Genomic DNA, 24,243 nt, shown 5'->3' with positions numbered 1-24,243 from the left:
CTCCTAGAAGTAGGTGCGGACGAAGTCCACGACGGTGTCGCCGTCGACCACGGGCAGCAGCGGCCACTTGTCGAACACCGTGCACGGGTGGGACAGGCCCAGCCCGACCCAGTCGCCCACCCGCAGCGGCGAATCCGGGGGCAGCGCGACGAAGGCGTGCTGGTCGTTGAGCGCGGTGACGGTGTGGCCGGTCAGCTGCGCGGGTGGTTCGCCGGGACGCCGGTGCCACTGCGGTTCGGGCAGGCCCTCGTCGAAGGAGGCGTCCCGCTTGCCGAGCGTCAGCAGGGCGAGGTCGCCGGTGGGGCGCGAGGTGACCTGCGCCCAGGCGCGCAGCGCGGAGCGGAACCGCGGGGTCCCGGCGATGCGCGGCTGCTCGCCGAGCGGGGAGATGCCCCGGTAGAAGCCGTCGTCGTGGGTCAGGTAGGCGCCGCTGCGCAGGACCGGCACGACCGGCAGGCCGTCCCAGTCCCCGGCGAGCGCGGCGGCGGCCTGGTCGAAGTAGGCGCTGCCGCCCGCGGTGACGATCACCTGGTCCAGGCCCGCGAACAGGCCGCGCCGGGCGATCGCGACGGTGAGGTCACGCAGGCGCGCCAGGTAGCCGTCGACCGTCTGCCGGGACGCCGGGCTCGGGTCGTGGGCCAGCGCGCCCTCGTAGCCGCCGGTGCCGGCCAGGCGCAGGGCCGGGCTGGCGTGCGCGGCCTCGGCGATCTTCAGCGCCGTGTCGAGGCCGCGTGCGCCGGTGCGCCCGCCGTCGCCGCCGAGTTCGACCAGCACGTCGACCTGGCGGCGCGTGCCACGCAGCGCCCCGGTCATCAGCTCGACCGAGGCGACCGAGTCGACCCAGCAGCTGAACTCGAACTCCGGGTGCGCGTCGAGTTCGGCGCCGAGCCAGCGCAGGGCCGCGGGGTCGACGAGCTGGTTGGCCAGCAGGATCCGGGACACGCCGAAGGCGCGGTAGACCCGCAGCTGGCTCGCGTTGGCCGCGGTGATGCCCCACGCGCCGTGCTCGGCCTGCCGCGCGAACAGCTGTGGCGCCATGGTGGTCTTGCCGTGCGGCGCGAGCCGCACGCCGGCGCGGGCGCACCAGTCCGCCATGGTCCGCAGGTTGTGCTCCAGCGCGTCCGCCTCCAGCACCACGACCGGCCCGACGAATCCGCCGGTGAACAGGCCGGGCCGCCGTGCGGCGGCTTCGGCGAGCGTGGCGCCCCACAGGTCGGCGGGCACGGACTTGAACCGCCAGTCGAGCCGTTCGCCGCCGATCGCCGCCAGCGCGTCCGGATCGAGGGTGCAGTCGGAGGAAGCCATTCGAGCTCCGTTGCGTGTTGTGCAACGTACGTTGCGCAGAATGAATGCGATAGGTGTAGCATCCGGTTCGTGGCGGGTCAATGGAGTGAGCGTGAGCCAGAGTCTTGATCGCGGGCTGAGCCTGCTGACCGCGCTCGCCGGCGGCGCGAGCACGCTCGACGAGCTGGCCGGTGAGCTCGGGGTGCACAAGTCGACGGTGTTGCGGCTGCTGCGCACCCTGGAGACGCAGCACTTCGTGCGGCGCGAGGGGGCGCGGCACTACCGGCTCGGCAGCGCCCTGTTCGACCTGGCCAGCCGGGCGCTGGAGGGCCGCGACGTGCGGCGCGAGTCCGCGCCCGCGCTGGCCGCGCTCAACGAGCGCACCGGGCACACCGTGCACCTGGCCACCTACGAGGACGGCGAGGTCGTCTACGTCGACAAGTACGAGGGCCGGCACAGCGTGCGGATGTACTCCCGCGTGGGCAAACGCGCGCCGCTGCACTGCACGGCGGTCGGCAAGGTCCTGGTCGCCGCGCTGCCGCCGGCGCAGCGGGAGAAGATCGCGCGCGGGCTGGACTACCCGCGGCTGACCGCGAACACGATCACCACGGCGGAGGCGTACCTGGCCGAGCTGGCTGCGGTCGCCGAGCGCGGGTACGCGGTGGACGACGCCGAGCACGAGGACTTCATCCACTGCATCGCCGCGCCGGTGCGCGGACCGGGTGGTGCGGTGCTGGCGGCGGTGTCGCTGTCGGTGCCGAAGGTGTTGCTGGACCGCGACGGCCTGCTGGCGCTGCTGCCGGACCTGCGGGCCGCCGCCGAGGACGCGTCCATCCACAATGGATGGAGCAGGTGAGGAAGGAACCCCTACATGGCGAAGGTCGCGATCAGCACGGAGAACGCCCCGAAACCGGCGGCGAACTACTCGCCCGCGGTGCGCAAGGGCAACATCCTCCAGCTGGCCGGGCAGGTCGCGTTCGACCCGAAGACCGGTGAGGTGGTGGGCGCCTCCGTGGGCGAGCAGACGCGCCAGGTGTTCAAGAACCTGGAGGCGGTGCTCACCGAGGCGGGCGCGGGCTGGGAGGACGTCGTGATGGTGCGCGCGTACCTGACGGCCACCGGCCACTTCGCCGAGTTCAACGAGGTCTACAACCAGCTGATCCCCGAGCCGTACCCCGCCCGCACCACGGTGTACGTCGGGCTGCCGAAGGGCCTGCTGGTGGAGATCGACCTGCTGGCGGTCGTGGACTGACCCGGCGCGCCCGGCGGGTGGAGTGGAGCCGGGGCTCGGCCGAGCCCGCCCGCCGGAGCCCAGCCGGGCGGGCGGAGCCCAGCCCGCCCGCCGGAGCCCAGCCGGGCCGGCGGAGCCCAGCCGGGCCGGCCGGCCCAGCGCGGCTCGCCCGGCCGGGCCTGTCGTGGCCGGCCGAGCCTGCCGTCTGGCTGAGAGCGCCTGCGCGCTGGCTCAGAGTGCCTGCGCGGCTGGCCGTCGCAGCACGGCTCGTCGGCCGGCCGACACAGCGCAGCTGGACCGGGCTGGGCCTGTCGTGGTTCGTCGGGCCTGCCTACCTGGCACTAGCGGGCCCCGCCGCGCACTTGAACGCCCGGCAGGGCACCCCCGCGCGGGGGTGCCCTGCCGGGCTCATCCGCGCCCGGCCGGCCCGCTGACCGGGGATCCTCAGATCACCGGCCCGGTGTACTTCTCGCCGGGCCCCTGCCCGGGCGCGACCGGCACCGCGGTCGCCTCCCGGAACGCCTTCTGCAGCGACTGCAGCCCGTCACGCAGCGGAGCGGCGTGCACACCGAGGTACTCGGCGGAGGCGGTGACCAGCCCGGCCAGCGCGGTGATCAGCCGCCGGGCCTCGTCGAGGTCGCGGTGCGGGCTGGTGTCCGGGTCCTCGTCGGCGAGCCCGAGCCGCTCGGCCGCCGCGGACAGCAGCATCACCGCGGCCCGGCTGATGACCTCGACGCTGGGGATGTCCTGCAGGTCGCGGACGGGCGGGGAAATATCGCCCGGGTCGGGCGCGTTGGAACCATCGTCAAGCACGTCTGGTACCCTTCCACGTGCGACCAGTCCCCGAGGAATCGGGGGCGGCAAGTGGAGCCCCGCTCCCACCCGAGTCGCCGCACGAGGCGGCCGGGTCCGGTCCCGTCACCGGCGTTGGCCGATGGCGGCGGAACGTTCGGCATTCGTTGCCGGATGTGATCGGAAAAGCTGGGCCCCGCATCCCGGGCAGGTACGCCAGGGACGGGGCCCGTGGTATGTGGGCACCAGGTCGAGCAGGCTAGACAACACACCTCGGACCAAGGAGGCCACATCAGCTCCGAGACACGCATCAACGAACGCATCCGCGTTCCCGAGGTCCGGCTCGTCGGACCGAACGGGGAACAGGTCGGCATCGTCCGCATCGAGGATGCGCTCAGGCTCGCCCAGGAAGCGGATCTCGACCTCGTCGAGGTCGCCCCGCAGGCGCGCCCGCCGGTCTGCAAGCTCATGGACTTCGGCAAGTTCAAGTACGAGAGCGCGCAGAAGGCCCGCGAGTCACGCCGTAACCAGCAGCTCACCGTCATCAAAGAGCAGAAGCTGCGCCCGAAGATCGACCAGCACGACTACGAGACGAAGAAGGGGCACGTGTCCCGCTTCCTCGCCGCGGGGAACAAGGTCAAGGTGACCATCATGTTCCGCGGTCGTGAGCAGTCGAGGCCGGAGCTGGGTTTCCGGCTGCTGCAGAAGCTCTCCGAAGACGTGGCCGAGCTCGGTTACGTGGAGGCGTCCCCGAAGCAGGACGGCCGCAACATGATCATGGTGCTGGCGCCGCACAAGAACGCCAAGCCCAAGCAGAAGGCCGCCAAGGAACCCGTCGACTCCTGACGGGCGCCGCGACCGACGCAGTTCGCAGCACACCGGAACTCCGGTGTGCTGCACCATGAAAGAGAGCACTCAATGCCGAAGATGAAGACGCACAGCGGGACCTCGAAGCGGATTCGGGTCACCGGCTCCGGCAAGCTTCGCCGCCAGAAGGCCGGCCGCCGCCACCTGATGGAGAAGAAGTCCAGCCGGGTCACCCGTCGCCTGGAGGGCACCGGCGAGGTCGCCAAGAACGACGTCGGCCGGGTCAAGCGGCTGCTCGGCCGCTGAAGCTCTCCTCTTCCGCCGTAAACCCCCGGGGCGCCGATCGCGCCCCCTGAGATCGACAGGACGGACCCGTGGCACGCGTCAAGCGGGCGGTCAACGCCCAGAAGAAGCGTCGCGCAACTCTCGAACTGGCCAGCGGTTACCGCGGCCAGCGCTCGCGGCTGTACCGCAAGGCGAAGGAGCAGATGCTCCACTCGCTCAACTACGCCTACCGGGACCGACGTGCCCGCAAGGGTGACTTCCGCCAGCTGTGGATCACCCGCATCAACGCGGCCGCGCGGCAGAACGGCGTGACCTACAACCGCTTCATCCAGGGCCTCAAGGCCGCTGGTGTCGAGGTCGACCGCAAGATCCTCGCCGACCTCGCCGTCAACGACCCCGCGGCGTTCACCGCGCTGGCCGAGCTGGCCAAGCAGAACGTGACGACCGGGCCGAGCGACGAGAAGAAGTCGGCCTGAGCAAGCACGCTGATCTGACCCGGCCCGGGGCGGCTCCGTTCACCGAACGGACCCCCCGGGTCGTTGCTGCGCGGCGCCTCACCCGCCGCGCCGAGCGCGACAAGACCGGCCGGTTCCTCGCCGAGGGCGCCAACGCCGTCGGCGCGGCCCTGGCCCGCGATCCCGGCGCCGTGCACGAGCTGTTCGTCACCGAACGCGCCGCGCAGGCCCACCCGGAGCTGGTCGCCGCGGCCGGTGAGGCGGGCGTGCGCGTCTCACCGATCACCGACCGCGCCGCCGCCGGGCTGTCGGAAACCGTGACCCCGCAGGGCATCGTCGCGGTCTGCTCGCTGCTCGACCGGCCCCTGGAGGGCCTGCTCGACGGCACCGCCCGGCTGGTGGCGGTGCTCGACGGCGTGGCCGACCCCGGCAACGCCGGCACCGTCATCCGGGTCGCCGACGCGGCCGGCGCCGACGCGGTCATCCTCACCGGTGACAGCGTCGACCCGCACAACGGCAAATGCGTCCGCGCCTCCGCGGGCAGCGTCTTCCACCTCCCTCTCACGCGCGTGCGGGACACCGCCGCCGCGCTCGCCGCCTGCCGCGCGGCCGGGCTGCGCCTGCTCGGCGCCCACGGCTACGCCGAGACCGAGCTGGGCTCGATCGACGCCGCCGCCCCGGCCGCCTGGGTCTTCGGCAACGAGGCCCACGGGCTCTCGGCCGAGGTCCTCGCCGCGGTGGACCTGCCGGTGCGGATTCCGCTCTACGGCGCGGCGGAGAGCCTCAACCTGGCCACGGCGGCCGCCGTGTGCCTCTACACCAGCGCGATGGCGGCCCGTCGTCCGGCCGGGTGACGCGCCGGCGCCGGATCGCGATCGCCTAGAATCCACCGGTAATCGTCACGTGTGCACCTCGCACGGCGGATCCCGTCCAGCGGACACCGAGGAGTTATGTCCGGAGCCACCGAGAAGCAGGACCTGACCCCGGCCGAGGCCACCTCGCCCGAGACCCTGGGGGCGGCGGTGAAGCACGCCGAGGCCGAGTTCCAGGCCGCCGGCGACCTGGACGCCCTGGCCGCGGTGAAGCCGGCCCACCTGGGTGACCACTCGCCGCTGATGCTCGCCCGCCGCGCCATCGGCTCCCTGTCCAAGCAGGAGAAGGCCGAGGTCGGCAAGCGGGTCAACGAGGCGCGCCAGTCCATCCAGGCCGCCTTCGACGCCCGGCGGGCCACGCTGCTGGCCGAGCGCGACGAGCGCGTCCTGCGCGAGGAGGCCGTCGACGTCACGCTGCCGTGGGACCGGATCCCGCGCGGCGCGCGGCACCCGCTCACCACGGTGAGCGAGCGGATCGCCGACGTCTTCGTCGCCATGGGCTGGGAGGTCGCCGAGGGCCCCGAGCTGGAAGCCGAGTGGTTCAACTTCGACGCGCTCAACTTCGCCAAGGACCACCCGGCGCGGCAGATGCAGGACACCTTCTACGCCGGCGAGCCCGGCTCCGGACTGGTGCTGCGCACGCACACCTCGCCGGTGCAGGCCCGCACGCTGCTGCATCGCGACGTGCCGGTGTACGTCGTCTGCCCCGGCCGCACCTACCGCACCGACGAGCTGGACGCCACCCACACCCCGGTGTTCTCCCAGGTCGAGGGGCTCGCGGTGGACAAGGGTCTCACCATGGCCCACCTCAAGGGCACCCTGGACGCGTTCGCCCGCGCCATGTTCGGTGAGAAGTCCCGGACGCGGCTGCGCCCGCACTTCTTCCCCTTCACCGAACCCTCGGCCGAGGTCGACGTGTGGTTCGAGGAGAAGGCCGGCGGCCCGGGCTGGGTCGAGTGGGGCGGGTGCGGCATGGTGCACCCGAACGTGCTGCGCGCGTGCGGCGTCGACCCGGACGTCCACTCCGGCTTCGCGTTCGGCATGGGCATCGAGCGGACCCTGCAGTTCCGCAACGGCATCCCGGACATGCGCGACATCGTCGAGGGCGATGTCCGCTTCACCCTTCCCTTCGGAACGGAGGCCTAAGTGCGAGTCCCCGTCAGCTGGCTGCTCGAGCATCTGGATGCCGGCGAGGTCGGACCGCAGGAGCTGGCCGATGCCTTCGTCCGCATCGGCATCGAGGTCGACGAGGTCCGCCCGCTCGACCAGGTCACCGGGCCGCTCGTGGTCGGCCGCGTCGCCGAGATCGAGGAGCTGACCGGCTTCAAGAAGCCGATCCGGTTCTGCCGCGTCGACGTCGGTGAGGAGGCGTCCGAGGACGAGCCCGCGGACAACGAGGGCCCGTCCGGCATCCGCACCCGCGGCATCGTCTGCGGGGCCACGAACTTCGTCGAGGGCGACCTGGTCGTCGTGGCGCTGCCGGGCACCGTGCTGCCCGGGCCGTTCGAGATCTCCTCGCGCACGACTTACGGCCGCGTCAGCGACGGCATGATCTGCTCGGCCCGCGAGCTGGGCCTGGGCGAGGACCACAGCGGCATCCTGGTGCTGCCGCCGTCCACGGCGAGCCCCGGCGACTCCGGCCACGAGGTCCTCGGCCTCGCCGACACCGTGCTGGAGGTGACGCCGACCCCCGACCGCGGCTACGCCCTGTCGGTGCGCGGGCTGGCGCGTGAGCTGGCCGCCGCGCTCGACGTGCCCTTCGGCGACCCGGCCGCGCTCGACCTGCCCGCCGCCGAGGGCGAGGCGTGGCCGGTCGAGATCGAGGACCCCACCGGCTGCGACCGGTTCGTCGTGCGCCGGGTGACCGGTCTCGACGCCGGCGCCCCGACCCCGTGGTGGATGCGCCGCCGCCTGCTGCTGGCCGGGATCCGGTCGATCTCGCTGGCCGTGGACGTCACCAACTACGTGATGCTCGAGCTCGGCCAGCCGCTGCACGCGTGGGACACCGCGTCCCTGCAGGGCGGCCTGGTCGTCCGGCGCGCGAAGCCGGGGGAGAAGCTCACCACGCTCGACGACGTGGAGCGCACGCTCGACGCCGACGACGTCGTGATCGCCGACGAGCGCGGCCCGGTGTCGCTGGCCGGCACCATGGGCGGCGCGAGCACCGAGATCAGCATCGAGAGCACCGACGTCCTGATCGAGGGCGCCCACTGGGACCCGCCGTCGATCAGCCGCACGGCGCGGCGGCACAAGCTGTTCTCCGAGGCCGCCAAGCGGTTCGAGCGGTTCACCGACCCGCAGGTCTGCGCGGCGGCGGTGGAGCGGGCCTCCCGGCTGCTGCGCACCTACGGCGACGGCAGCATCCAGCCCGGCCGCACCGACGTCGGCTCCGTCGAGCCGCTGTCGCCCATCACCATGCCGATCAGCCTGCCCGACCGGATCGCCGGCGTGCGCTACGACCGTGGGGTGACCGTCCGGCGGCTGAACCAGGTCGGGTGCAAGGTCACGGTCGGCGCCGGGGACGACGGCGTCGCGACGGTGACCGCGACCCCGCCGAGCTGGCGTGCCGACCTGAAGCAGCCCGCCGACCTCGTCGAGGAGGTGCTGCGGCTCGAGGGCTACGACAGCATCCCGTCGGTGCTGCCCACCGCCCCGGCCGGGACCGGCCTGACCGCCGCGCAGCGCCGCCGCCGCACCGTGTCGCGTGCTCTGGCGGAGGCGGGGTACGTCGAGGTCCAGCCGTTCCCGTTCGTCGGCGAGCCGGTGTGGGACGCGTTCGGCCTGCCCGCCGACGACGTGCGCCGCAAGACGGTGCGGGTGCAGAACCCGCTGGAGGCGGACAAGGACCGGCTGGCGACGACCCTGCTGCCCGGTCTGCTGGACACGTTGCAGCGCAACGCTTCCCGTGGTTTCAAGGACCTCGCGTTGTTCCACATCGGACAGGTCGTCCTGCCCGGCGCGAGCCCCGTCCCGATGCCGGAACTGGGTGTCGCGGGACGCCCGTCGGACGAGGACCTGGCGCAGCTGGAGGCCGCGGTGCCGGCCCAGCCGCAGCACGTCGCGGTGGTGCTCGCCGGTCAGCGCGAGCAGGCCGGCTGGTGGGGCAAGGGCGAGCAGGCCGGCTGGGCGGACGCCGTCCAGGCCGCGCGCCTGGTCGGCCAGGCCGCCGGTGTCGAACTGCGGGTGCGCAACGCCGAGCTGGCGCCGTGGCACCCCGGCCGGTGCGCCGAGCTGCTCGTCGGCGACTGGCCGGTGGGGCACGCCGGTGAGCTGCATCCCAAGGTGATCGAGGCGCTCGGCCTGCCCAAGCGGACCGTCGCGATGGAACTCGACCTGGACGCGATCCCGCTGAGGGAGCGCAGGCCGGCCCCGGTGATCTCGCCGTACCCGCCGGTGCTGCTCGACGTCGCGCTGGTCGTCGACGCGAAGGTGCCCGCCAGCGACCTGGCCGAGGCCTTGGTGGCCGGGGGCGGCGACCTGCTCGAGGACACGTCGCTGTTCGACGTCTACACCGGCGACCAGGTCGGTGACGGGAAGCGGTCGCTGGCCTACAAGCTGCGCTTCCGCGCTCCGGACCGCACGCTCACCGTGGACGAGGCGACGCAGGCGCGCGACGCCGCCGTCGCCGAAGCCGGCTCGCGCTACGGCGCGGAGCTGCGCGCCTAGCGAGTTCCACCGCCGAGGTGTTTGAGCGCTTCCCGCACTGACAACGGCGACAGTGCGGGATGCGCCTCGACGAAGGCACGCACCCAGTCCGGCTCCGTGCGCGCGTAGTCGCGCAACGCCCAGCCGATCCCCTTGCGCAGGAAGAAGTCCCGGTCGTCCTGGTTGGCCTCGATCGCCGCGGTCAGCAGGTCGCGGTCGGTGTCCGCCTTGGCGGTCACCTGGCAGATCACCGCGGCCCGGCACCGCCACCTGTCCGCGTCGCGCGCCCACTGCCGCAGCACCGGCGTCACCCGGTCTCGGTCGGCCCGCAGGATCGGCCCGATGCGGCGGATGGCGATCTCGTCCACGTAGTCCCACCAGGCTCCGGTGACGATCATCTCTTCGTAGAGCGGCACCAGTTCGTGGTCCTGCCACCGCGCGTACGCCCGGTGCCCGGTCAGGTCGATCGCCAGGTAGCGCTCCTCCCGGAAGGCGGCCTCCCGCCACAGGGTCCGGACCGCCGCGACGAACGCGTCCCGGTCCGGCAGGGGATGCTCGCCGAAGACGCGCCGCGCCAGTTTGGCCCGCTCCGGTTTCGGCACGCCCCGGAAGTCCATCTCGGACTTCATGTACCGGCGCATCTCCGGTGCCTTCACGGGATCGGCCAGCTCCGCCAGTCCCGATCGCGCCGCCTGGACCAGTTCGTCCGCTTCGTCCATCCGAGCTCCTTTCCCCGTCGGGTGGCATCCCGGGTTCCGCCGCGCGTCGGCTGGCGGAAAGCGCCGTGATCCATGATCTTGTGGTGAGGTTCTGACCGCACAGTCGACGAGAAGGAGCACTGTGAGCAAGCTCGTGCCCGCGATCCTCGCGGCCGGTGCGCTGGCGAGTTGCCTGGTGGCCGTGCCCGCGGCCGCCGCGGCCCCGCCGCGGTTCACCCCGGCCCCGATCAGCTGGGGACCGTGTGGTTCGGCCGGCCTGGCGCGCGCCGGCGCCGAATGCGGTTTCCTCGAGGTGCCGCTGGACTACCAGGATCCCGGCGGCGCGAAGATCTCGCTCGCCGTCTCGCGGGTGCGCCACACGAGCACCGACCACCAGGGCGTGATGCTCGTCAACCCCGGTGGCCCCGGCGGTTCCGGTCTCGGGTTGTCCGCGCTCGGCCGGGCCGTGCCGAAGGACGCCGGCGACTCCTACGACTGGATCGGCTTCGACCCGCGGGGCGTGGGGGCGAGCCGTCCGGCGTTGTCGTGCGACCCCGGTCACTTCCGCTACAACCGGCCCGCCTACGTGCCGACCACGCCGGAGCTGGAACGGACGTGGCTGCAGACCTCCCGCGCCTACGCGGCGGCCTGCGAGAAGAACGGCCCGCTGCTGCGGCACATGCGCACCACCGACGTCGCGCGGGACCTGGACAGCCTGCGCGAGGCGCTGGGCGCGGAGCAGATCAACTACTACGGCTTCTCCTACGGCACCTACCTCGGCCAGGTGTACGCGACGCTGTACCCGCAGCGGGTGCGGCGGATGGTGCTGGACAGCAACGTCGATCCGCGGAAGGTCTTCTACCAGGCCAACCTGGACCAGGACGTCGCCTTCGACCGCAACATCAAGATCTACTTCGACTGGATCGCCCGCCACGACGCCGTGTACCACCTGGGTGCGACGGGCAAGGCCGTCGAGGACCTGTGGTACGCCCGGCAACGCGAGCTGACCCGCGCGCCGGCGGGCGGCGTGATCGGGCCGGACGAGTGGACCGACATCTTCCTGCAGGCCGGGTACTACCAGTCGACGTGGGTGGACCTGGCCGAGGCCTTCGCCGGGTGGGTGCACCGCGGTGACTGGCAGACGCTCAAGACCCGCTACGACAGGACGAACTCGCCCGGCGACGACAACGGGTTCGCCGTCTACAACGCCGTGCAGTGCACCGACGCGCCGTGGCCGCGGAACTGGGCCACGTGGAAGGTGGACAACTGGATCACCTACGCGAAGGCGCCGTTCGAGACGTGGGGCAACGCCTGGTACAACGCGCCGTGCCGCACCTGGCCGGTGCCCGCGGGCAAGCCGGTCGACGTCGACGGTCGTGGTGTGGGCGCCTTGCTGATCGGGGAGGAGCTGGACGCGGCCACCCCGTTCGCCGGGAACCTGGAGGTGCGCCGGCGGTTTCCGCAGGCGAGCCTGATCGGCCAGCCGGGCGGCACCACCCACGCCGGCTCGCTGTCCGGCAACGCGTGTGTGGACGACCGGATCGCGGACTACCTCGCGACCGGCGCGCTGCCGCCGCGGCAGCGGGGCACCGGCCCGGACGCGGTGTGCGACCCACTGCCCGAACCGGTGCCGGACGGTGCGCCGGGCACGCGTGCGGACCGTGCGGGCACGGGGCAGCCGGAGGAGCTGACCGAGGCTTTGCGGGCCGCGGCGCGTTAGCCGTTCGCGGCTGCTCATCGGCGCCGAGCGGGCATCGGCGCGGAGCGCGGAGGCGATTCGGCGCAGGACCAGGCGGCGGGTGGGGGTTTCCGTCCCGTGGGTGCCCGGTCGGCGGTCGCTTTGGCTGGTGCTCGCCGCGCCGCGGTGCGTCCGCGGCTCGTGACTGTTCATTGGTGCCGGACAGGCGATGCTTCGGAGCGTAGAGGCGATTCGGCGGCGGGTGGCAGTCCCCGGCATGCGCGTGCCCGGTCGGCGGTAGCTGCGGCCGGCGGTTGGGGCGCTGCGGTGTGTCTGCGGCTCGTGGCTGTTCGTCGGTGCCGGGCTGGCGCTGCGGTGCAGCGTGGTGGTGATTCGGCGTCCGAGCCGGAGGTGAGTGGCGGTGCGCGTCGTGTGGGTGCCCGGTCGGCGGTCGCCTCGGCTGGCGGTCGGGGCGCCGCGGTTCGGCGGTTCGTCGCTGTTCGTCGGTGCCGGGCTGGCGATGCTGCGGAGCGAGGTGGCGATTCGGCGTCCGAGCCGGAGGCAAGCGGCGGTCCCCGTCGGGTGGGTGCCCGGTCGGTAGCTCCGGCTGGTGCTCGTCGCGTCGCCGTGCGTCGGCGGCTGGTGGCTGTTCATCGGCTCGTCCTCACCGCGGTGAGGACGGTGATCGGCTCGGCGACGAGCCCGTACCGCGCCGTCAGCCGCGGGTAGCAGCGTGCCAGCGTGTCGGCGTCGAGCGAGGGGCGCTCGCCTGGCGGCAATCCGTGTGGACCGGCGTCGCCCAGGACGGCTGCGAGCGCCTCGCCGCACGCCGTGGCCACTTCGCCCCGACCGGGCGGCGTCAGCAACCGCAGTGCCAGGCCGGCAAGATCACCGGATCGAGTGATCTCCAGCGGGTCGATCCGGAACTCCGCGAGCACGTCCGGGTTCACCAGCGCCCGGTGGTAGGCGCGGCGGCCCCGCAGGATCAGCCAGGACACGCCGTCGCGCAGCTGACCGGCTCCGGCGCCGCCGAGGACCAGGCCGAACGCCGTCCACACGTCCCACCGGCAGGCGCGCAGGTGGAGGCGCCTGAAGTGGTGGTGGAACCGGATGATGTCCAGTGCCGATCGTCCTCGCAGAAGCTCGCCGATCTCCGCGACCGGCCGTCCGGTGACGAGCCGCCAGAACTGGTGTTCCCTCATGTCTCCCCCAGTGGTCCGTGATGAGGTGAACAACGTTAGGCGCGGGGTCCGACAATTTCGGTCCGCGATCGCCGCGCGACGGACGGTGACCCGGAATTGTCGGTGGGGGTCGCTAGCGTGCCGGGCATGAACATCATCCAAGAGCACCGGAGCACCCTCCGGGCCGGCAACACCACGTTTTCCATCGAGGTCACCGCGCTGCCGGGCGGTGACCGTGACCTGCTCGCCGACCGCCTCGTGATCCGGGTCGGCGCCGCCGGAGCCGAGGGCGAGCCCGTCGCCGACGGGCAGATCGAAGTCGCCGCCGGTGCGGCGGAGACACTCGGCTCGGTGCTGTCGGAGACCCTGCGACATCACGCCGCCCTGGCCGATCCGGGCGGGCGAAGAGGACGCGACCGGCCGGCCAGCCAGGGCCGACCGTGGACGCCGGAACTCGACGCCGAACTCGAGCGGCGGTGGATCGCGGGCGAGAGCGTGGCGGACATCGCCCGCGACCTCGGCCGCAGCCCTGGCGGCATCCGGGCACGGCTGCCGCGGGTGGGTTGCGATCCCGAGCGCCGCGGGGAGTACTTGCCCGACCCGCCGAGCATGCGAACCGCACCGGAGGGGAGTGGCGATGCCGCCTGACGCACACCTCGCGCCGGGGCTGCTCGCGCAGTGCCGGTCAACGGCAGGCACGCGCTTCGGGCGGGCCGCTCGCGCAGTGCCGACCAGGGACAGGCACGCACGTCGGGCGGGGGCCGCTCGCGCAGTGCCGGTCAAGGACAGGCTCGCGTCTGAGCTGCTCGCGCAGTGCCGGTCAACGGCAGGCCCGCGCCTGAGGCCGGGGCCCCTCCCGGAATGTCGGCCAAGGACAGGCCCGCACTTCGGGCGGGGCTGCTCGCGCTATGCCGGCCAAGGACAGGCCCGTGGCTCAGGCCGGGCGGCTCGCGCAGCGTCGGCCAACGGCAGGCCCGCGCCTCGGGGCGGGGCTGCTCGCGCAATGCCGGACCCGCTCGACCGGCACCACCCCGCCCGCCGGAGGTGACTGTGGCAGCTGAGCGCTGACGCCCGCCCCAGCCCCGGCCGACTGTGACCCCGCCGGAACTCGTTTGATTGATCTTCCGTCGCAATGCATAATCATTCGTATGACGGTGAAGGTCGCGGTGGCCGGGGCGAGCGGGTACGCGGGCGGGGAAGCCCTCCGCCTGCTGCTGGCGCACCCCGAGGTCGAAATCGGTGCGGTGACGGCGGCGAGCAGTGCCGGCACCCCGCTGGGTCAGCATCACCCCCACCTGGTCCCGCTGGCCGGGCGCATCCTGCAGGAAACCACCGTGGACACGCTGGGCGGCCACGACGTGGTCTTCCTCGCGCTGCCGCATGGTCATTCAGCGGAGATCGCGGCCCAGCTCGGGCCGGACGTGCTGGTCGTCGACCTGGGCGCCGACCACCGGCTGACCAGCGCGGCCGACTGGCAGCGCTGGTACGGCGGTGACCACGCCGGGACCTGGCCCTACGGCCTGCCCGAGCTGCCGGGCGCCCGGGAGAAGCTCGCCGGCACCAAGCGCATCGCCGTGCCGGGCTGCTTCCCGACCGGCGGCACGCTCGCGCTGGCCCCGGCACTGGCGGCCGGCCTGGTGCGGCCGGAGGTGACCATCACGGCGGTCACGGGCACCTCCGGCGCGGGCAAGAGCCTCAAGCCGCACCTGCTGGGCTCGGAGGTGATGGGCTCGGCGAGCGCGTACGGGGTCGGTGGCGCGCACCGGCACACGCCGGAGTTCGCGCAGAACCTCAGCTCGGTCGCCGGGGTGCCGGTGACCGTGTCGTTCACGCCGGTCCTCGCGCCGATGCCGCGCGGCATCCTCACCACGGCGAGCGCGCCGCTGGCGGGCGAGACCGACACGGCGGCGGCGCGCGCGGTGTACGAGAAGGCCTACCAGGCCGAGCCGTTCGTGCAGGTCCTGCCCGAGGGCAGCTGGCCGGTCACGTCGGCGACCCTGGGCTCGAACAACGTGCAGCTGCAGGTCGCGGTGGACGCGGACGCGGGCCGCGTGGTCGTCGTGGCCGCGATCGACAACCTGACCAAGGGCACCGCGGGCGGCGCCATCCAGTCCATGAACATCGCACTCGGTCTCCCCGAGACCACCGGCCTTCCGACAGTAGGAGTCGCACCGTGACCGTGACCGGACCGAAGGGGTTCCGCGCCGCAGGCGTGGCCGCCGGGATCAAGGAATCCGGCGCCCTGGACCTCGCGCTCGTCGTCAACGACGGGCCCGAGCAGGCGGCGGCGGGCGTGTTCACCCGCAACGTCGTCAAGGCGGCGCCGGTGCTGTGGTCCCAGGAAGTGCTGCGGCACAAGCGGTTGCGTGCGGTCGTCCTCAACTCCGGCGGCGCGAACGCGGCCACCGGCCCCGGCGGGTTCCAGGACACGCACGCCACCGCCGAGAAGGTCGCCGAGCTGCTCGAGGTCGGCGCGATCGACGTGGCGGTGTGCTCGACCGGCCTGATCGGGGAGCGGCTGCCGATGCCGGCCGTGGTGTCCGGTGTGGACGCCGCGGTCAAGGCCCTGGACACCACCGCCGAGTCGGCCCTGGCCGCCGCGACCGCCGTGATGACCACCGACAGCAAGCCGAAGCAGACACTGCGCGGCCACGACGGCGGCTGGAGCGTCGGCGGTTTCGCCAAGGGCGCGGGCATGCTCGCGCCGAACCTGGCGACGATGCTGGCGGTCCTCACCACGGACGCGGTCGTCGACCCGGACGCGCTCGACGCCGCGCTCCGCGCTGCCACCCGCGTCACCTTCGACCGCCTCGACGTGGACGGCGGCACGTCCACCAACGACACCGTTCTCGTGCTCGCCTCGGGCGCCAGCGGCATCACCCCGGGCCTGGACGAGTTCACCGACGTCCTCACCGCCGCCTGCATGGACCTGGTCCAGCAGCTGCGCGCCGACTCCGAGGGCGTCACCAAGGAGGTCGACGTCGTCGTACGCGGTGCCGCCAGCGAGCAGGACGCGATCAACGTCGGCCGCACCGTCGCCGAGGACAACCTGGTCAAGACCGCGCTGTTCGGCTCGGACCCGAACTGGGGCCGCGTCGCGATGGCGGTCGGCCGCGCCCAGGCCGAGATCGACCCGGGCACGCTGTCGATCAGCATCAACGGCGTCACCCTGTTCGCCAACGGCACCACGGCGGCCGACCGGTCCGCGGCCGACCTGTCCGGCCGCGCCATCGAGATCGTGATCGACCTGGGCATCGGCGCCAGCGAGGCCACGATCTTCACCACCGACCTGTCGCACGCCTACGTCGAAGAGAACAGCGCCTACTCCTCATGACTCCTCCCGAACTGGTCGCGGCCGACGACCGGACGGCCACCGCGGCCGAGAAGGCCGGCGTGCTGATCGAAGCCCTGCCGTGGCTGCAGCGGTTCCACGGCGCCACCGTCGTCGTCAAGTACGGCGGCAACGCGATGATCGACGACGAGCTCAAACGCGCCTTCGCCCAGGACATGGTGTTCCTGCGGCTGGCCGGCCTGCGCCCGGTCGTCGTGCACGGCGGCGGCCCGCAGATCACCGCGATGCTGGCGAGGCTCGGCATCGAAGGCGAGTTCCGCGGCGGCTTGCGCGTCACCACCCCGGAGACCATGGACATCGTCCGCATGGTCCTGGTCGGCCAGGTCAGCCGCGAGCTGGTCGGGCTCATCAACGCCCACGGCCCGTACGCGGTCGGCATCTCCGGCGAGGACGCCCAGCTGTTCACCGCCGAACGCAAGCAGGCGACCGTGAACGGCGAGCCCGTCGACGTCGGCCTGGTCGGCGAGGTCGCCTCGGTCAACCCGGACGCGGTGCTGGACATCGTCAACGCCGGCCGCATCCCCGTGGTGTCCACGGTGGCCCCGGACGCCGACGGCGTGGTGCACAACGTCAACGCCGACACCGCGGCCGGCGCGCTCGCCGCCGCGCTGGACGCCGAGAAGCTGGTCGTGCTCACCGACGTCGAGGGCCTCTACGCGAACTGGCCGGACCGCTCGTCGCTCATCGACCGGATCCGCGTGGACCGGCTCGAGGAACTGCTGCCGACCCTGGCCAGCGGCATGATCCCGAAGATGGAGGCCTGCGTGCGCGCGGTGCGCGGCGGCACCCGCCGCGCCCACGTCATCGACGGCCGCATCGCCCACTCGGTCCTGCTGGAGGTCTTCACCTCCCGCGGGATCGGCACCATGGTCCTCCCCGAACAGGAGTCCTGATGGACGCGCTCTCCTCCAACGCCGACGGACGGCAGCACTGGCAGTCCGCCCTCATGGACAACTACGGCACCCCCGGCCTGACGCTGGTGCGCGGCGAGGGCGCCCGCGTCTGGGACGCCGACGGCGCCGAGTACGTCGACCTGGTCGGCGGTATCGCGGTCAACGCACTGGGGCACGCCCACCCGGACATCGTGGCCGCCGTGACCGAGCAGATCACCAAGCTCGGCCACACCTCCAACCTCTACGTCAACCCGGTCACCGTCGAGCTGGCCGAGGCGCTGCTCGACGTCGCCGGCCTGGCCGCGCAGGGCAAGGTCCTGTTCGTCAACTCGGGCGCGGAGGCCAACGAGGCGGCGCTGAAGATCAGCAGGCTCACCGGCCGCACCAAGGTGGTCGCCTGCGAGGGCGCCTTCCACGGCCGCACCATGGGCTCGCTGTCGCTGACCGGTCAGCCCGGCAAGAAGCAGCCGTTCGAGCCGCTGGTCCCCGGCGTCGTGCACGTCCCGTTCGGCGACGCCGACGCCCTGCGCGCGGCGGTCGACACCGACACGGCCGCGGTGTTCCTCGAGCCGATCCTCGGCGAGGGCGGCGTCATCCCCGCGCCCGACGGCTACCTGCAGGCCGCCCGCGAGATCACCAAGGCGACCGGCACCCTGCTGGTGCTCGACGAGGTGCAGACCGGCATCGGCCGCACCGGCGACTGGTTCGCCTTCCAGCGGGCCGGCATCGTCCCGGACCTCATCACCCTCGCCAAGGGGCTGGGTGGCGGGCTGCCGCTGGGCGCGGTGATCGGCGTCGGCGAGGCGGGCGAGTTGCTCAAGCCCGGCCAGCACGGCACCACCTTCGGCGGCAACCCGGTGTGCTGCGCGGCCGGGCTCGCGGTGCTGCGCGCCATCTCCCGCGACGGCCTGATCGACCACGTGTCCCGGGTCGGCAAGGACATCGCCGCCGGCGTCGAGGACATGGCCCACCCGCTGGTCAAGGGCGTGCGCGGCGCCGGGCTGCTGATCGGCATCATGCTCAACGAGCCCGTCTCGCCCGCCGTCGCGCAGGCCGCCCAGGCCGCGGGTTACCTGGTCAACCCGGTCGCTCCGGACACGATCCGGCTGGCCCCGCCCCTGATCCTGAGCCAGGAGCAGGCCGAGGGCTTCCTCGCCGCGCTGCCCGGCGCGCTCGACACCACCACCACGAAGGACTGACTGCCCGATGCTCCGCCACTTCCTGCGCGACGACGACCTGACCCCGGACGAACAGCTGGCCGTCCTCGACCTGGCCGCCGAGCTGAAGCAGGACCCGCTGTCCAACCGGGCCCTGGCCGGCCCCAAGTCGGTCGCCGTGCTGTTCGAGAAGAACTCGACCCGCACGCGGCTGTCGTTCGAGGTCGGCATCGCCCAGCTGGGTGGCCAGCCGATCATCGTGGACGGCCGCTCGATGCAGCTCGGCCGCGAGGAGACGATCGAGGACACCGCGCGCGTGCTCTCGCGCTACGTCGACGCCGTCGTCTGGCGCACCTTCGCCCAGCAGCGCATCGTCGCGATGGCCTCGGCCGCCACGGTCCCGGTGGTCAATGCCCTGACCGACGAGTTCCACCCGTGCCAGGTGCTGGCGGACCTGCAGACCATCCGCGAGCGCAAGGGCAAGCTGGCCGGGCTGACGCTGACCTACCTCGGCGACGGCGCCAACAACATGGCCCACTCGCTGCTGCTGGGCGGGGTGACCGCGGGCCTGCACGTCCGGGTCGTCGCGCCGGAGGGCTTCCAGCCGGACGCGGACGTGGTGACCGACGCGAAGAAGCGCGCGGCGGAGACCGGCGGCAGCGTCGGCGTGTTCACCGAGCCGCACGCCGCGGTCGAGGGCGCCGACGTCCTGGTCACCGACACCTGGACCTCGATGGGCCAGGAGAACGACGGCATGGACCGCGTCACGCCCTTCAAGAAGCTGCAGGTCAACGCCGAGCTGCTGGCCGAGGCCGGGGACGACGCGATCGTGCTGCACTGCCTGCCCGCCCACCGCGGCTGGGAGATCACCGACGAGGTGATCGACGGCCCGGCCAGCGCGGTGTGGGACGAGGCCGAAAACCGTCTGCACGCGCAGAAGGCGCTGTTGGTATGGCTCATGAACGAACGACGATGAACCGCGCCGCCCGGCAGGCCCGCATCGTCGAGCTGGTCTCGTCGATGGCCATCCGCAGCCAGACGGAGCTGGCGAAGCTGCTGGCCGCCGAGGGCGTCGACGTCACGCAGGCTACGTTGTCCAGGGACCTCGACGAGCTGGGCGCGGTCAAGCTGCGGGGCGCGGACTCCGGTGCGCCGGTGTACGTGATCCCGGAGGACGGCAGCCCGGTGCGGGGGGTCCAGGGCGGCACGTCGCGGTTGTCCCGGCTGCTGGCCGAGCTGATGGTGTCGGTGGATTCCTCGGGCAACCTGACGGTGCTGCGCACGCCCCCGGGCGCGGCGCAGTTCCTGGCCAGCGCGATCGACCGGGCCGCGCTGGAGGAGGTGGTCGGGTCGATCGCCGGGGACGACACGGTGGCGGTGATCGCGCGCGAGCCGCTCACCGGCCGGGACCTGGCCGACCGGTTCTCGGCGCTGGCGCGGCGTTCCTCTACTTTGGACTTGGACGACCACGAATGAGCGAAGGCTGAGACGAACACATGGCAGACAACGGCCAACCGGGGATCGCGCTCTGGGGCGGGCGCTTCAGCAGCGGCCCGGCCGAGGCGATGGCGGCGCTGAGCGCGTCGACGCACTTCGACTGGCGGCTGGCGCCCTACGACATCGCCGGCTCCCGCGCCCACGCCCGGGTGCTGCACCAGGCCGGTCTCCTGACCTCGGACGAGCTGACCCGCATGCTCGCGGCCCTGGACACGCTCGCCGCGGACGTCTCCTCCGGCGCGTTCACGCCGACGGTCGCCGACGAGGACGTGCACACCGCGCTGGAGCGGGGCCTCATCGAGCGCGCGGGCGCCGAGCTGGGCGGCAAGCTGCGCGCCGGACGCTCCCGCAACGACCAGGTCGCCACGCTGTTCCGGATGTGGCTGCGCGACGCGGGCAAGCGGGTCGCCGCGGGCACGCTGGACGTCGTCGACGCCCTGGTCGCGCAGGCGCGGCGGCACCCGGACGCGATCCTGCCGGGCCGCACCCACCTCCAGCACGCGCAGCCGGTCCTGCTGGCGCACCACCTGCTGGCGCACGCGCAGTCGCTGCTGCGGGACGTGAGCCGGCTGCGGGACTGGGACGCCCGCACCGCGGAATCGCCCTACGGCTCGGGCGCGCTGGCCGGGTCGTCCCTCGGGCTCGACCCGGAGGCCGTGGCCGCCGAGCTGGGGTTCGCCACCAGCGTGGAGAACTCCATCGACGGCACTGCCTCCCGCGACTTCGCCGCCGAGTTCGCGTTCGTGCTGGCCATGCTCGGCGTGAACCTCTCCCGCATCGCCGAAGAGGTCATCATCTGGAACACGGCCGAGTTCGGCTACGTCACGCTCGACGACGCGTGGGCCACCGGCAGCTCGATCATGCCGCAGAAGAAGAACCCGGACGTCGCCGAGCTGACCCGCGGCAAGTCCGGACGGCTGATCGGCAACCTGACCGGGCTGCTCGCCACGCTCAAGGGCATGCCGCTGGCCTACAACCGGGACCTGCAGGAGGACAAGGAACCGGTCTTCGACTCGGTCGAGCAGCTGGAGCTGCTGTTCCCGGCCATCGCCGGGATGGTCGGCACCCTGACCTTCCACACCGAGCGGCTCGCCGAACTCGCCCCGGCCGGCTTCACCCTGGCCACCGACATCGCCGAATGGCTGGTGCGGCAGGGCGTGCCGTTCCGCGTCGCGCACGAGGCCGCGGGGGAGTGCGTGCGGGTCGCGGAGGCGCGCGGGGCCGGCCTCGACGAGCTCACCGACGAGGAACTGGAGAAGATCAGCCCGGCGCTCACGCCACGGGTGCGGGAGGTGCTGACCGTCGAGGGCTCGGTGGCCTCCCGGGACGCCCGCGGCGGCACCGCCCCGGCTCGCGTGGCCGAGCAGCTCGACCGGCTCGTCGCGCGGGCCGCCGACCACCGGCAGTGGATCGGGTGAACCTCGACCACCTCGTCTACGCGACACCGGACCTCGCCGGGACGGTGGCGGAGCTGCGCGGGCGCGGGATCGGCCTCGTGCCCGGCGGCGCGCACCCCGGCCGCGGCACCCGCAACCACCTGGCCGGCCTCGGCGACGGGGCGTACCTGGAGGTCATCGGCCCGGACCCGGAGCAGGACGCGCCGGACGGGCCGCGCTGGTTCGGCATCGACGACCTGACCGCCCCGCGGCTGGTCACCTGGGCGATCCGGGTGCCGGACCTGGGCGCGGCACGGGAGCGGTCGGGCGCGGCCGGCTACCCGTTCGGCGACGAGCTGCCGATGTCGCGCCGGCGACCCGACGGGGCGCTGCTGAGCTGGTCGCTGGCCTTCCCGCGCCAGGACGGGGGAGTGGTGCCGTTCCTCATCGACTGGCAGGAGTCGCCGCACCCGGCCGAGAGCCTGCCCGGCGGCGTCACGCTCGTGTCGCTGACCGGCGTTCACCCGGATCCGGGCCTGGTCGCCGGCCCGCTCGCCGCGCTCGGGGCCGCGCTGACGGTCGTCACCGGTCCCGGCCCGCGGCTGGAGGCGGTGCTCGCCACCCCCGGTGGCGAGGTGGTGCTGCGATGACCGGGCGTCTGTTCAAGCGCGAGGAGCTGGCGATCGACCCGGTCGACCTGGCGTACGTGCTGCTCGGCTCGGTGCTGGAGGCGACGGGCCCCGAGGGCACCGTGCGCGCCCGGCTGGTCGAGGTGGAGGCCTACCGCGGGGAGGACGACCCGGCGTCGCACTGCTACCGCGGACGCACCCCGCGCAACACCGTCATGTGGGGCCCGGCGGGTCACCTGTACGTGTACTTCGTCTACGGCATGCACTTCTGCGCCAACGTGGTCGGCCTGGAGGACGGCGAGGCGGGAGCGGTGCTGTTGCGCGCCGCGGAGATCACCGAGGGTGCCGACCTGGCGCGGTCCCGCCGCAAGGCCGCGCGCAAGGACGTCGAACTGGCCCGCGGGCCGGCCCGGCTGACCTCCGCGCTCGGCATCGGCCCCCAGCACAACGGCGCCGACCTGGTCGACCCGGAGTCGCCGGTGCGCCTGCTGACGGGTGAGGAGATCCCCGCCGAGCGCGTCCGGTCGGGCCCACGGGTCGGGGTGGCGGCGGCGATGGACACGCCGTGGCGGTTCTGGATCGACGACTCCCCGGCCGTGTCGCTCTACCGGCGCGGCGGGCGGGTGCGCCCCGCGAAATAGTCGGTTGACCTCGTAGGAGAGTATCGAGCCGTGAGCGAACACATCCTCGACGAACTGTCCTGGCGCGGGCTGATCGCGCAGTCCACCGACCTCGATGCGCTGCGGAAGGATCTGGACGCCGGTCCGCTCACCCTCTATGGCGGCTTCGACCCGACCGCGGACAGCCTGCACGCCGGCCACCTCGTCCAGTTGCTGACGCTCGCGCGGTTCCAGCAGGCCGGGCACCGGCCGATCGTGCTCGGCGGGGGAGCCACCGGCCAGATCGGCGACCCGCGCGACGTCGGTGAGCGTTCGCTGGTCACGCCCGAGGTGACCGCCGCCCGGCTGGAGAAGATCCGGGTGCAGCTGGAGAAGTTCGTGACCTTCGACGACTCGCCGACCGGGGCGATCGTGGAGAACAACCTGAACTGGTTCAAGGACGTCTCGGCGCTGGACTTCCTGCGCGACGTGGGCAAGCACTTCTCGGTGAACGTGATGCTGGCGCGGGAGACGGTGAAGCGGCGCCTGGCCTCCGACGGCATCTCCTACACCGAGTTCAGCTACCTGCTCCTGCAGTCCTACGACTACCTGACGCTGTTCCGGAAGTACGGGACGAAGCTGCAGATCGGCGGCTCGGACCAGTGGGGCAACATCGTCGGCGGGGTGGACTACATCCGCAAGGTGGACGGCGCGAGCGTGCACGCGCTGACGACACCGCTGGTGACCGACTCGGAGGGACGCAAGTTCGGCAAGTCCACCGGGGGCGGCAACCTCTGGCTCGACCCGGAGATGACCTCGCCGTACGCGTGGTTCCAGTACTTCGTCAACGTCACGGACTCCGACGTCCTGCCCTACCTGCGCATGCTGACGTTCGTCCCGCGCGAGGAGATCGACGAGATCGCCCGGCTGACCGAGGAGAAGCCGCATCTGCGGGCCGGGCAGCGCCGGCTCGCCGAAGAGCTGACCACGCTGGTGCACGGCGAAGAGCAGACGCGTCAGGTGATCGCCGCGAGCCAGGCCCTGTTCGGCCGTGGTGAGCTGGCGGAGCTGGACACGCGCACGCTCGAGGCGGTCATGGCCGAGGTGCCGGTCGGCGAGGTGCGGCTCGCGGACGAGCCGACGATCGTCGACCTCCTCGTGGCCACCGGTCTCGTCGACAGCAAGGGCGCGGCGCGGCGCACCGTGAAGGAGGGCGGCGCGTATGTGAACAACGCGAAGATCGCCGACGAGGAGTGGCGGCCGGAGCGCACGGACGCCCTGCACGGCACGTGGCTCGTGGTGCGCCGCGGCAAGCGGAACACCGCCGGGGTCAAGTTGCTGGCCTGACCAGGGGAAACGCGGTTAAGGGACCCCCCTGTGCGAGGGGGGTTTCCGACCATGTAATCTTCTCTTCGTCGCCAGGGAGACCGGGCCGGAGCCGAGAGGCTCAGGAGCACGGGGTACCGGGCGGGGGGTCACGAACCAAGCTCCCACCGATGGTGGTAGAGTGGGTGACCGCCGCCGGACGAAACCACAGTGTAATCGGCGTTGTGAGACTTCGTGTCGCTGGTTGGTCGTCGGGTGACACAACAAAACGTGTTGTTTGAGAACTCAACAGTGTATTGATGAGCTAAAGCCAGTTGATTAGCTAGAACCCTTTGTGGGTTCCTTTGAGGCTATGAATCATAGCCGGATCGATTTTCTAGCATTGTTGGAGAGTTTGATCCTGGCTCAGGACGAACGCTGGCGGCGTGCTTAACACATGCAAGTCGAACGCTGAAGCATCTTCGGGTGTGGATGAGTGGCGAACGG

General features: G+C 72.5%; 24 protein-coding genes and 1 rRNA gene. 21 read left to right on the top strand and 4 right to left on the bottom strand.

What is annotated here, in order from left to right:
* Positions 1-3: 3 nt before the first annotated feature.
* The gene (locus D0D15_RS23860; protein WP_094009119.1) at positions 4-1,305 is read right to left on the bottom strand and encodes an amino acid deaminase; all 1,302 of its coding nucleotides are present in this window, start codon (positions 1,303-1,305) and stop codon (positions 4-6) included.
* Between the two features lie 91 nt (positions 1,306-1,396).
* Here D0D15_RS23860 and D0D15_RS23855 point away from each other — a divergent pair, with 91 nt between their 5' ends.
* The gene (locus tag D0D15_RS23855) at positions 1,397-2,140 is read left to right on the top strand and encodes an IclR family transcriptional regulator (protein ID WP_094009118.1); all 744 of its coding nucleotides are present in this window, start codon (positions 1,397-1,399) and stop codon (positions 2,138-2,140) included.
* Positions 2,141-2,155: 15 nt separating this feature from the next.
* The gene (locus D0D15_RS23850) at positions 2,156-2,536 is read left to right on the top strand and encodes a RidA family protein (protein ID WP_094009117.1); all 381 of its coding nucleotides are present in this window, start codon (positions 2,156-2,158) and stop codon (positions 2,534-2,536) included.
* Positions 2,537-2,959: 423 nt separating this feature from the next.
* Here D0D15_RS23850 and D0D15_RS23845 read toward each other — a convergent pair whose 3' ends face one another.
* A complete protein-coding gene (locus D0D15_RS23845) occupies positions 2,960-3,328 on the bottom strand; it encodes a DUF1844 domain-containing protein (RefSeq protein ID WP_115944744.1) in 369 nt (122 codons plus the stop codon).
* A 210-nt stretch (positions 3,329-3,538) separates the two neighbouring features.
* Here D0D15_RS23845 and infC point away from each other — a divergent pair, with 210 nt between their 5' ends.
* From infC to pheT, 6 genes are all read left to right on the top strand, one after another.
* The gene (infC, locus tag D0D15_RS23840) at positions 3,539-4,153 is read left to right on the top strand and encodes a translation initiation factor IF-3 (RefSeq protein ID WP_094009115.1); all 615 of its coding nucleotides are present in this window, start codon (positions 3,539-3,541) and stop codon (positions 4,151-4,153) included.
* A 72-nt stretch (positions 4,154-4,225) separates the two neighbouring features.
* Positions 4,226-4,420: a 50S ribosomal protein L35 gene (gene rpmI / locus D0D15_RS23835; RefSeq protein ID WP_020420415.1), complete on the top strand. Its 195-nt coding sequence runs from the start codon at positions 4,226-4,228 to the stop codon at positions 4,418-4,420.
* Positions 4,421-4,488: 68 nt separating this feature from the next.
* Entirely contained in the window at positions 4,489-4,875 is a 387-nt protein-coding gene (gene rplT / locus D0D15_RS23830; protein WP_017981981.1) for a 50S ribosomal protein L20, read from the top strand.
* Positions 4,876-4,889: 14 nt separating this feature from the next.
* Positions 4,890-5,708 (top strand): TrmH family RNA methyltransferase, encoded by an 819-nt coding sequence (locus D0D15_RS23825; protein ID WP_094009130.1) that lies wholly within the window; start codon positions 4,890-4,892, stop codon positions 5,706-5,708.
* 96 nt (positions 5,709-5,804) lie between these two features.
* The gene (gene pheS / locus D0D15_RS23820; protein WP_094009114.1) at positions 5,805-6,872 is read left to right on the top strand and encodes a phenylalanine--tRNA ligase subunit alpha; all 1,068 of its coding nucleotides are present in this window, start codon (positions 5,805-5,807) and stop codon (positions 6,870-6,872) included.
* Complete coding sequence (pheT, locus tag D0D15_RS23815) at positions 6,873-9,392, top strand: phenylalanine--tRNA ligase subunit beta (protein ID WP_094009113.1); 2,520 nt, start codon at positions 6,873-6,875, stop codon at positions 9,390-9,392.
* Here pheT and D0D15_RS23810 read toward each other — a convergent pair.
* Positions 9,389-10,090 carry a DNA alkylation repair protein gene (locus tag D0D15_RS23810; RefSeq protein ID WP_094009112.1) on the bottom strand — a complete coding sequence of 234 codons (702 nt, stop codon included), beginning with the start codon at positions 10,088-10,090 and terminating at the stop codon, positions 9,389-9,391. The genes pheT and D0D15_RS23810 overlap by 4 nt on opposite strands.
* 121 nt (positions 10,091-10,211) lie before the next feature.
* On the opposite strand from D0D15_RS23810, the gene D0D15_RS23805 reads away from it, so the two are divergent.
* Positions 10,212-11,789 carry an alpha/beta hydrolase gene (locus D0D15_RS23805; protein WP_094009111.1) on the top strand — a complete coding sequence of 526 codons (1,578 nt, stop codon included), beginning with the start codon at positions 10,212-10,214 and terminating at the stop codon, positions 11,787-11,789.
* A gap of 608 nt (positions 11,790-12,397) precedes the next feature.
* Here the strand turns inward: D0D15_RS23805 and D0D15_RS23795 are convergent.
* Positions 12,398-12,949 (bottom strand): DUF4240 domain-containing protein, encoded by a 552-nt coding sequence (locus tag D0D15_RS23795; protein ID WP_094009109.1) that lies wholly within the window; start codon positions 12,947-12,949, stop codon positions 12,398-12,400.
* 126 nt (positions 12,950-13,075) lie between these two features.
* Between D0D15_RS23795 and D0D15_RS23790 the strand changes: the two genes are divergently transcribed.
* The 12 genes from D0D15_RS23790 to D0D15_RS23735 all read left to right on the top strand — a co-directional run.
* On the top strand, positions 13,076-13,576 hold the full coding sequence (locus D0D15_RS23790) for a helix-turn-helix domain-containing protein (protein ID WP_094009108.1): 501 nt from the start codon (positions 13,076-13,078) through the stop codon (positions 13,574-13,576).
* Between the two features lie 500 nt (positions 13,577-14,076).
* Positions 14,077-15,105, top strand: a complete 1,029-nt coding sequence (gene argC / locus D0D15_RS23785) for an N-acetyl-gamma-glutamyl-phosphate reductase (protein WP_094009107.1) — start codon at positions 14,077-14,079, stop codon at positions 15,103-15,105.
* The gene (gene argJ / locus D0D15_RS23780; protein WP_094009106.1) at positions 15,102-16,262 is read left to right on the top strand and encodes a bifunctional glutamate N-acetyltransferase/amino-acid acetyltransferase ArgJ; all 1,161 of its coding nucleotides are present in this window, start codon (positions 15,102-15,104) and stop codon (positions 16,260-16,262) included. The genes argC and argJ overlap by 4 nt, the downstream gene beginning before the upstream one ends.
* Entirely contained in the window at positions 16,259-17,173 is a 915-nt protein-coding gene (gene argB / locus D0D15_RS23775; RefSeq protein WP_094009105.1) for an acetylglutamate kinase, read from the top strand. Before argJ ends, argB begins: the two co-directional genes overlap by 4 nt.
* Positions 17,173-18,372 (top strand): acetylornithine transaminase, encoded by a 1,200-nt coding sequence (locus D0D15_RS23770; RefSeq protein WP_094009104.1) that lies wholly within the window; start codon positions 17,173-17,175, stop codon positions 18,370-18,372. Before argB ends, D0D15_RS23770 begins: the two co-directional genes overlap by 1 nt.
* 7 nt (positions 18,373-18,379) lie before the next feature.
* The gene (argF, locus tag D0D15_RS23765) at positions 18,380-19,306 is read left to right on the top strand and encodes an ornithine carbamoyltransferase (protein WP_094009103.1); all 927 of its coding nucleotides are present in this window, start codon (positions 18,380-18,382) and stop codon (positions 19,304-19,306) included.
* Positions 19,303-19,806, top strand: a complete 504-nt coding sequence (locus tag D0D15_RS23760) for an arginine repressor (protein ID WP_233157550.1) — start codon at positions 19,303-19,305, stop codon at positions 19,804-19,806. Before argF ends, D0D15_RS23760 begins: the two co-directional genes overlap by 4 nt.
* A 20-nt stretch (positions 19,807-19,826) precedes the next feature.
* Entirely contained in the window at positions 19,827-21,245 is a 1,419-nt protein-coding gene (gene argH, locus D0D15_RS23755) for an argininosuccinate lyase (RefSeq protein ID WP_094009101.1), read from the top strand.
* A complete protein-coding gene (locus D0D15_RS23750) occupies positions 21,242-21,853 on the top strand; it encodes a VOC family protein (RefSeq protein WP_094009100.1) in 612 nt (203 codons plus the stop codon). The genes argH and D0D15_RS23750 overlap by 4 nt, the downstream gene beginning before the upstream one ends.
* Positions 21,850-22,473: a DNA-3-methyladenine glycosylase gene (locus tag D0D15_RS23745; protein ID WP_094009099.1), complete on the top strand. Its 624-nt coding sequence runs from the start codon at positions 21,850-21,852 to the stop codon at positions 22,471-22,473. Before D0D15_RS23750 ends, D0D15_RS23745 begins: the two co-directional genes overlap by 4 nt.
* Positions 22,474-22,503: 30 nt before the next feature.
* Positions 22,504-23,778: a tyrosine--tRNA ligase gene (gene tyrS / locus D0D15_RS23740; protein WP_094009098.1), complete on the top strand. Its 1,275-nt coding sequence runs from the start codon at positions 22,504-22,506 to the stop codon at positions 23,776-23,778.
* Between the two features lie 361 nt (positions 23,779-24,139).
* Positions 24,140-24,243, top strand: a 16S ribosomal RNA gene (locus D0D15_RS23735); the annotation flags it as partial.

Source organism: Amycolatopsis thermalba (assembly GCF_003385215.1).
Taxonomy (GTDB): domain Bacteria; phylum Actinomycetota; class Actinomycetes; order Mycobacteriales; family Pseudonocardiaceae; genus Amycolatopsis_E; species Amycolatopsis_E thermalba.
Note: the sequence above shows the minus strand (reverse complement) of the source record. Positions and strands in the feature narration are given on the sequence as shown.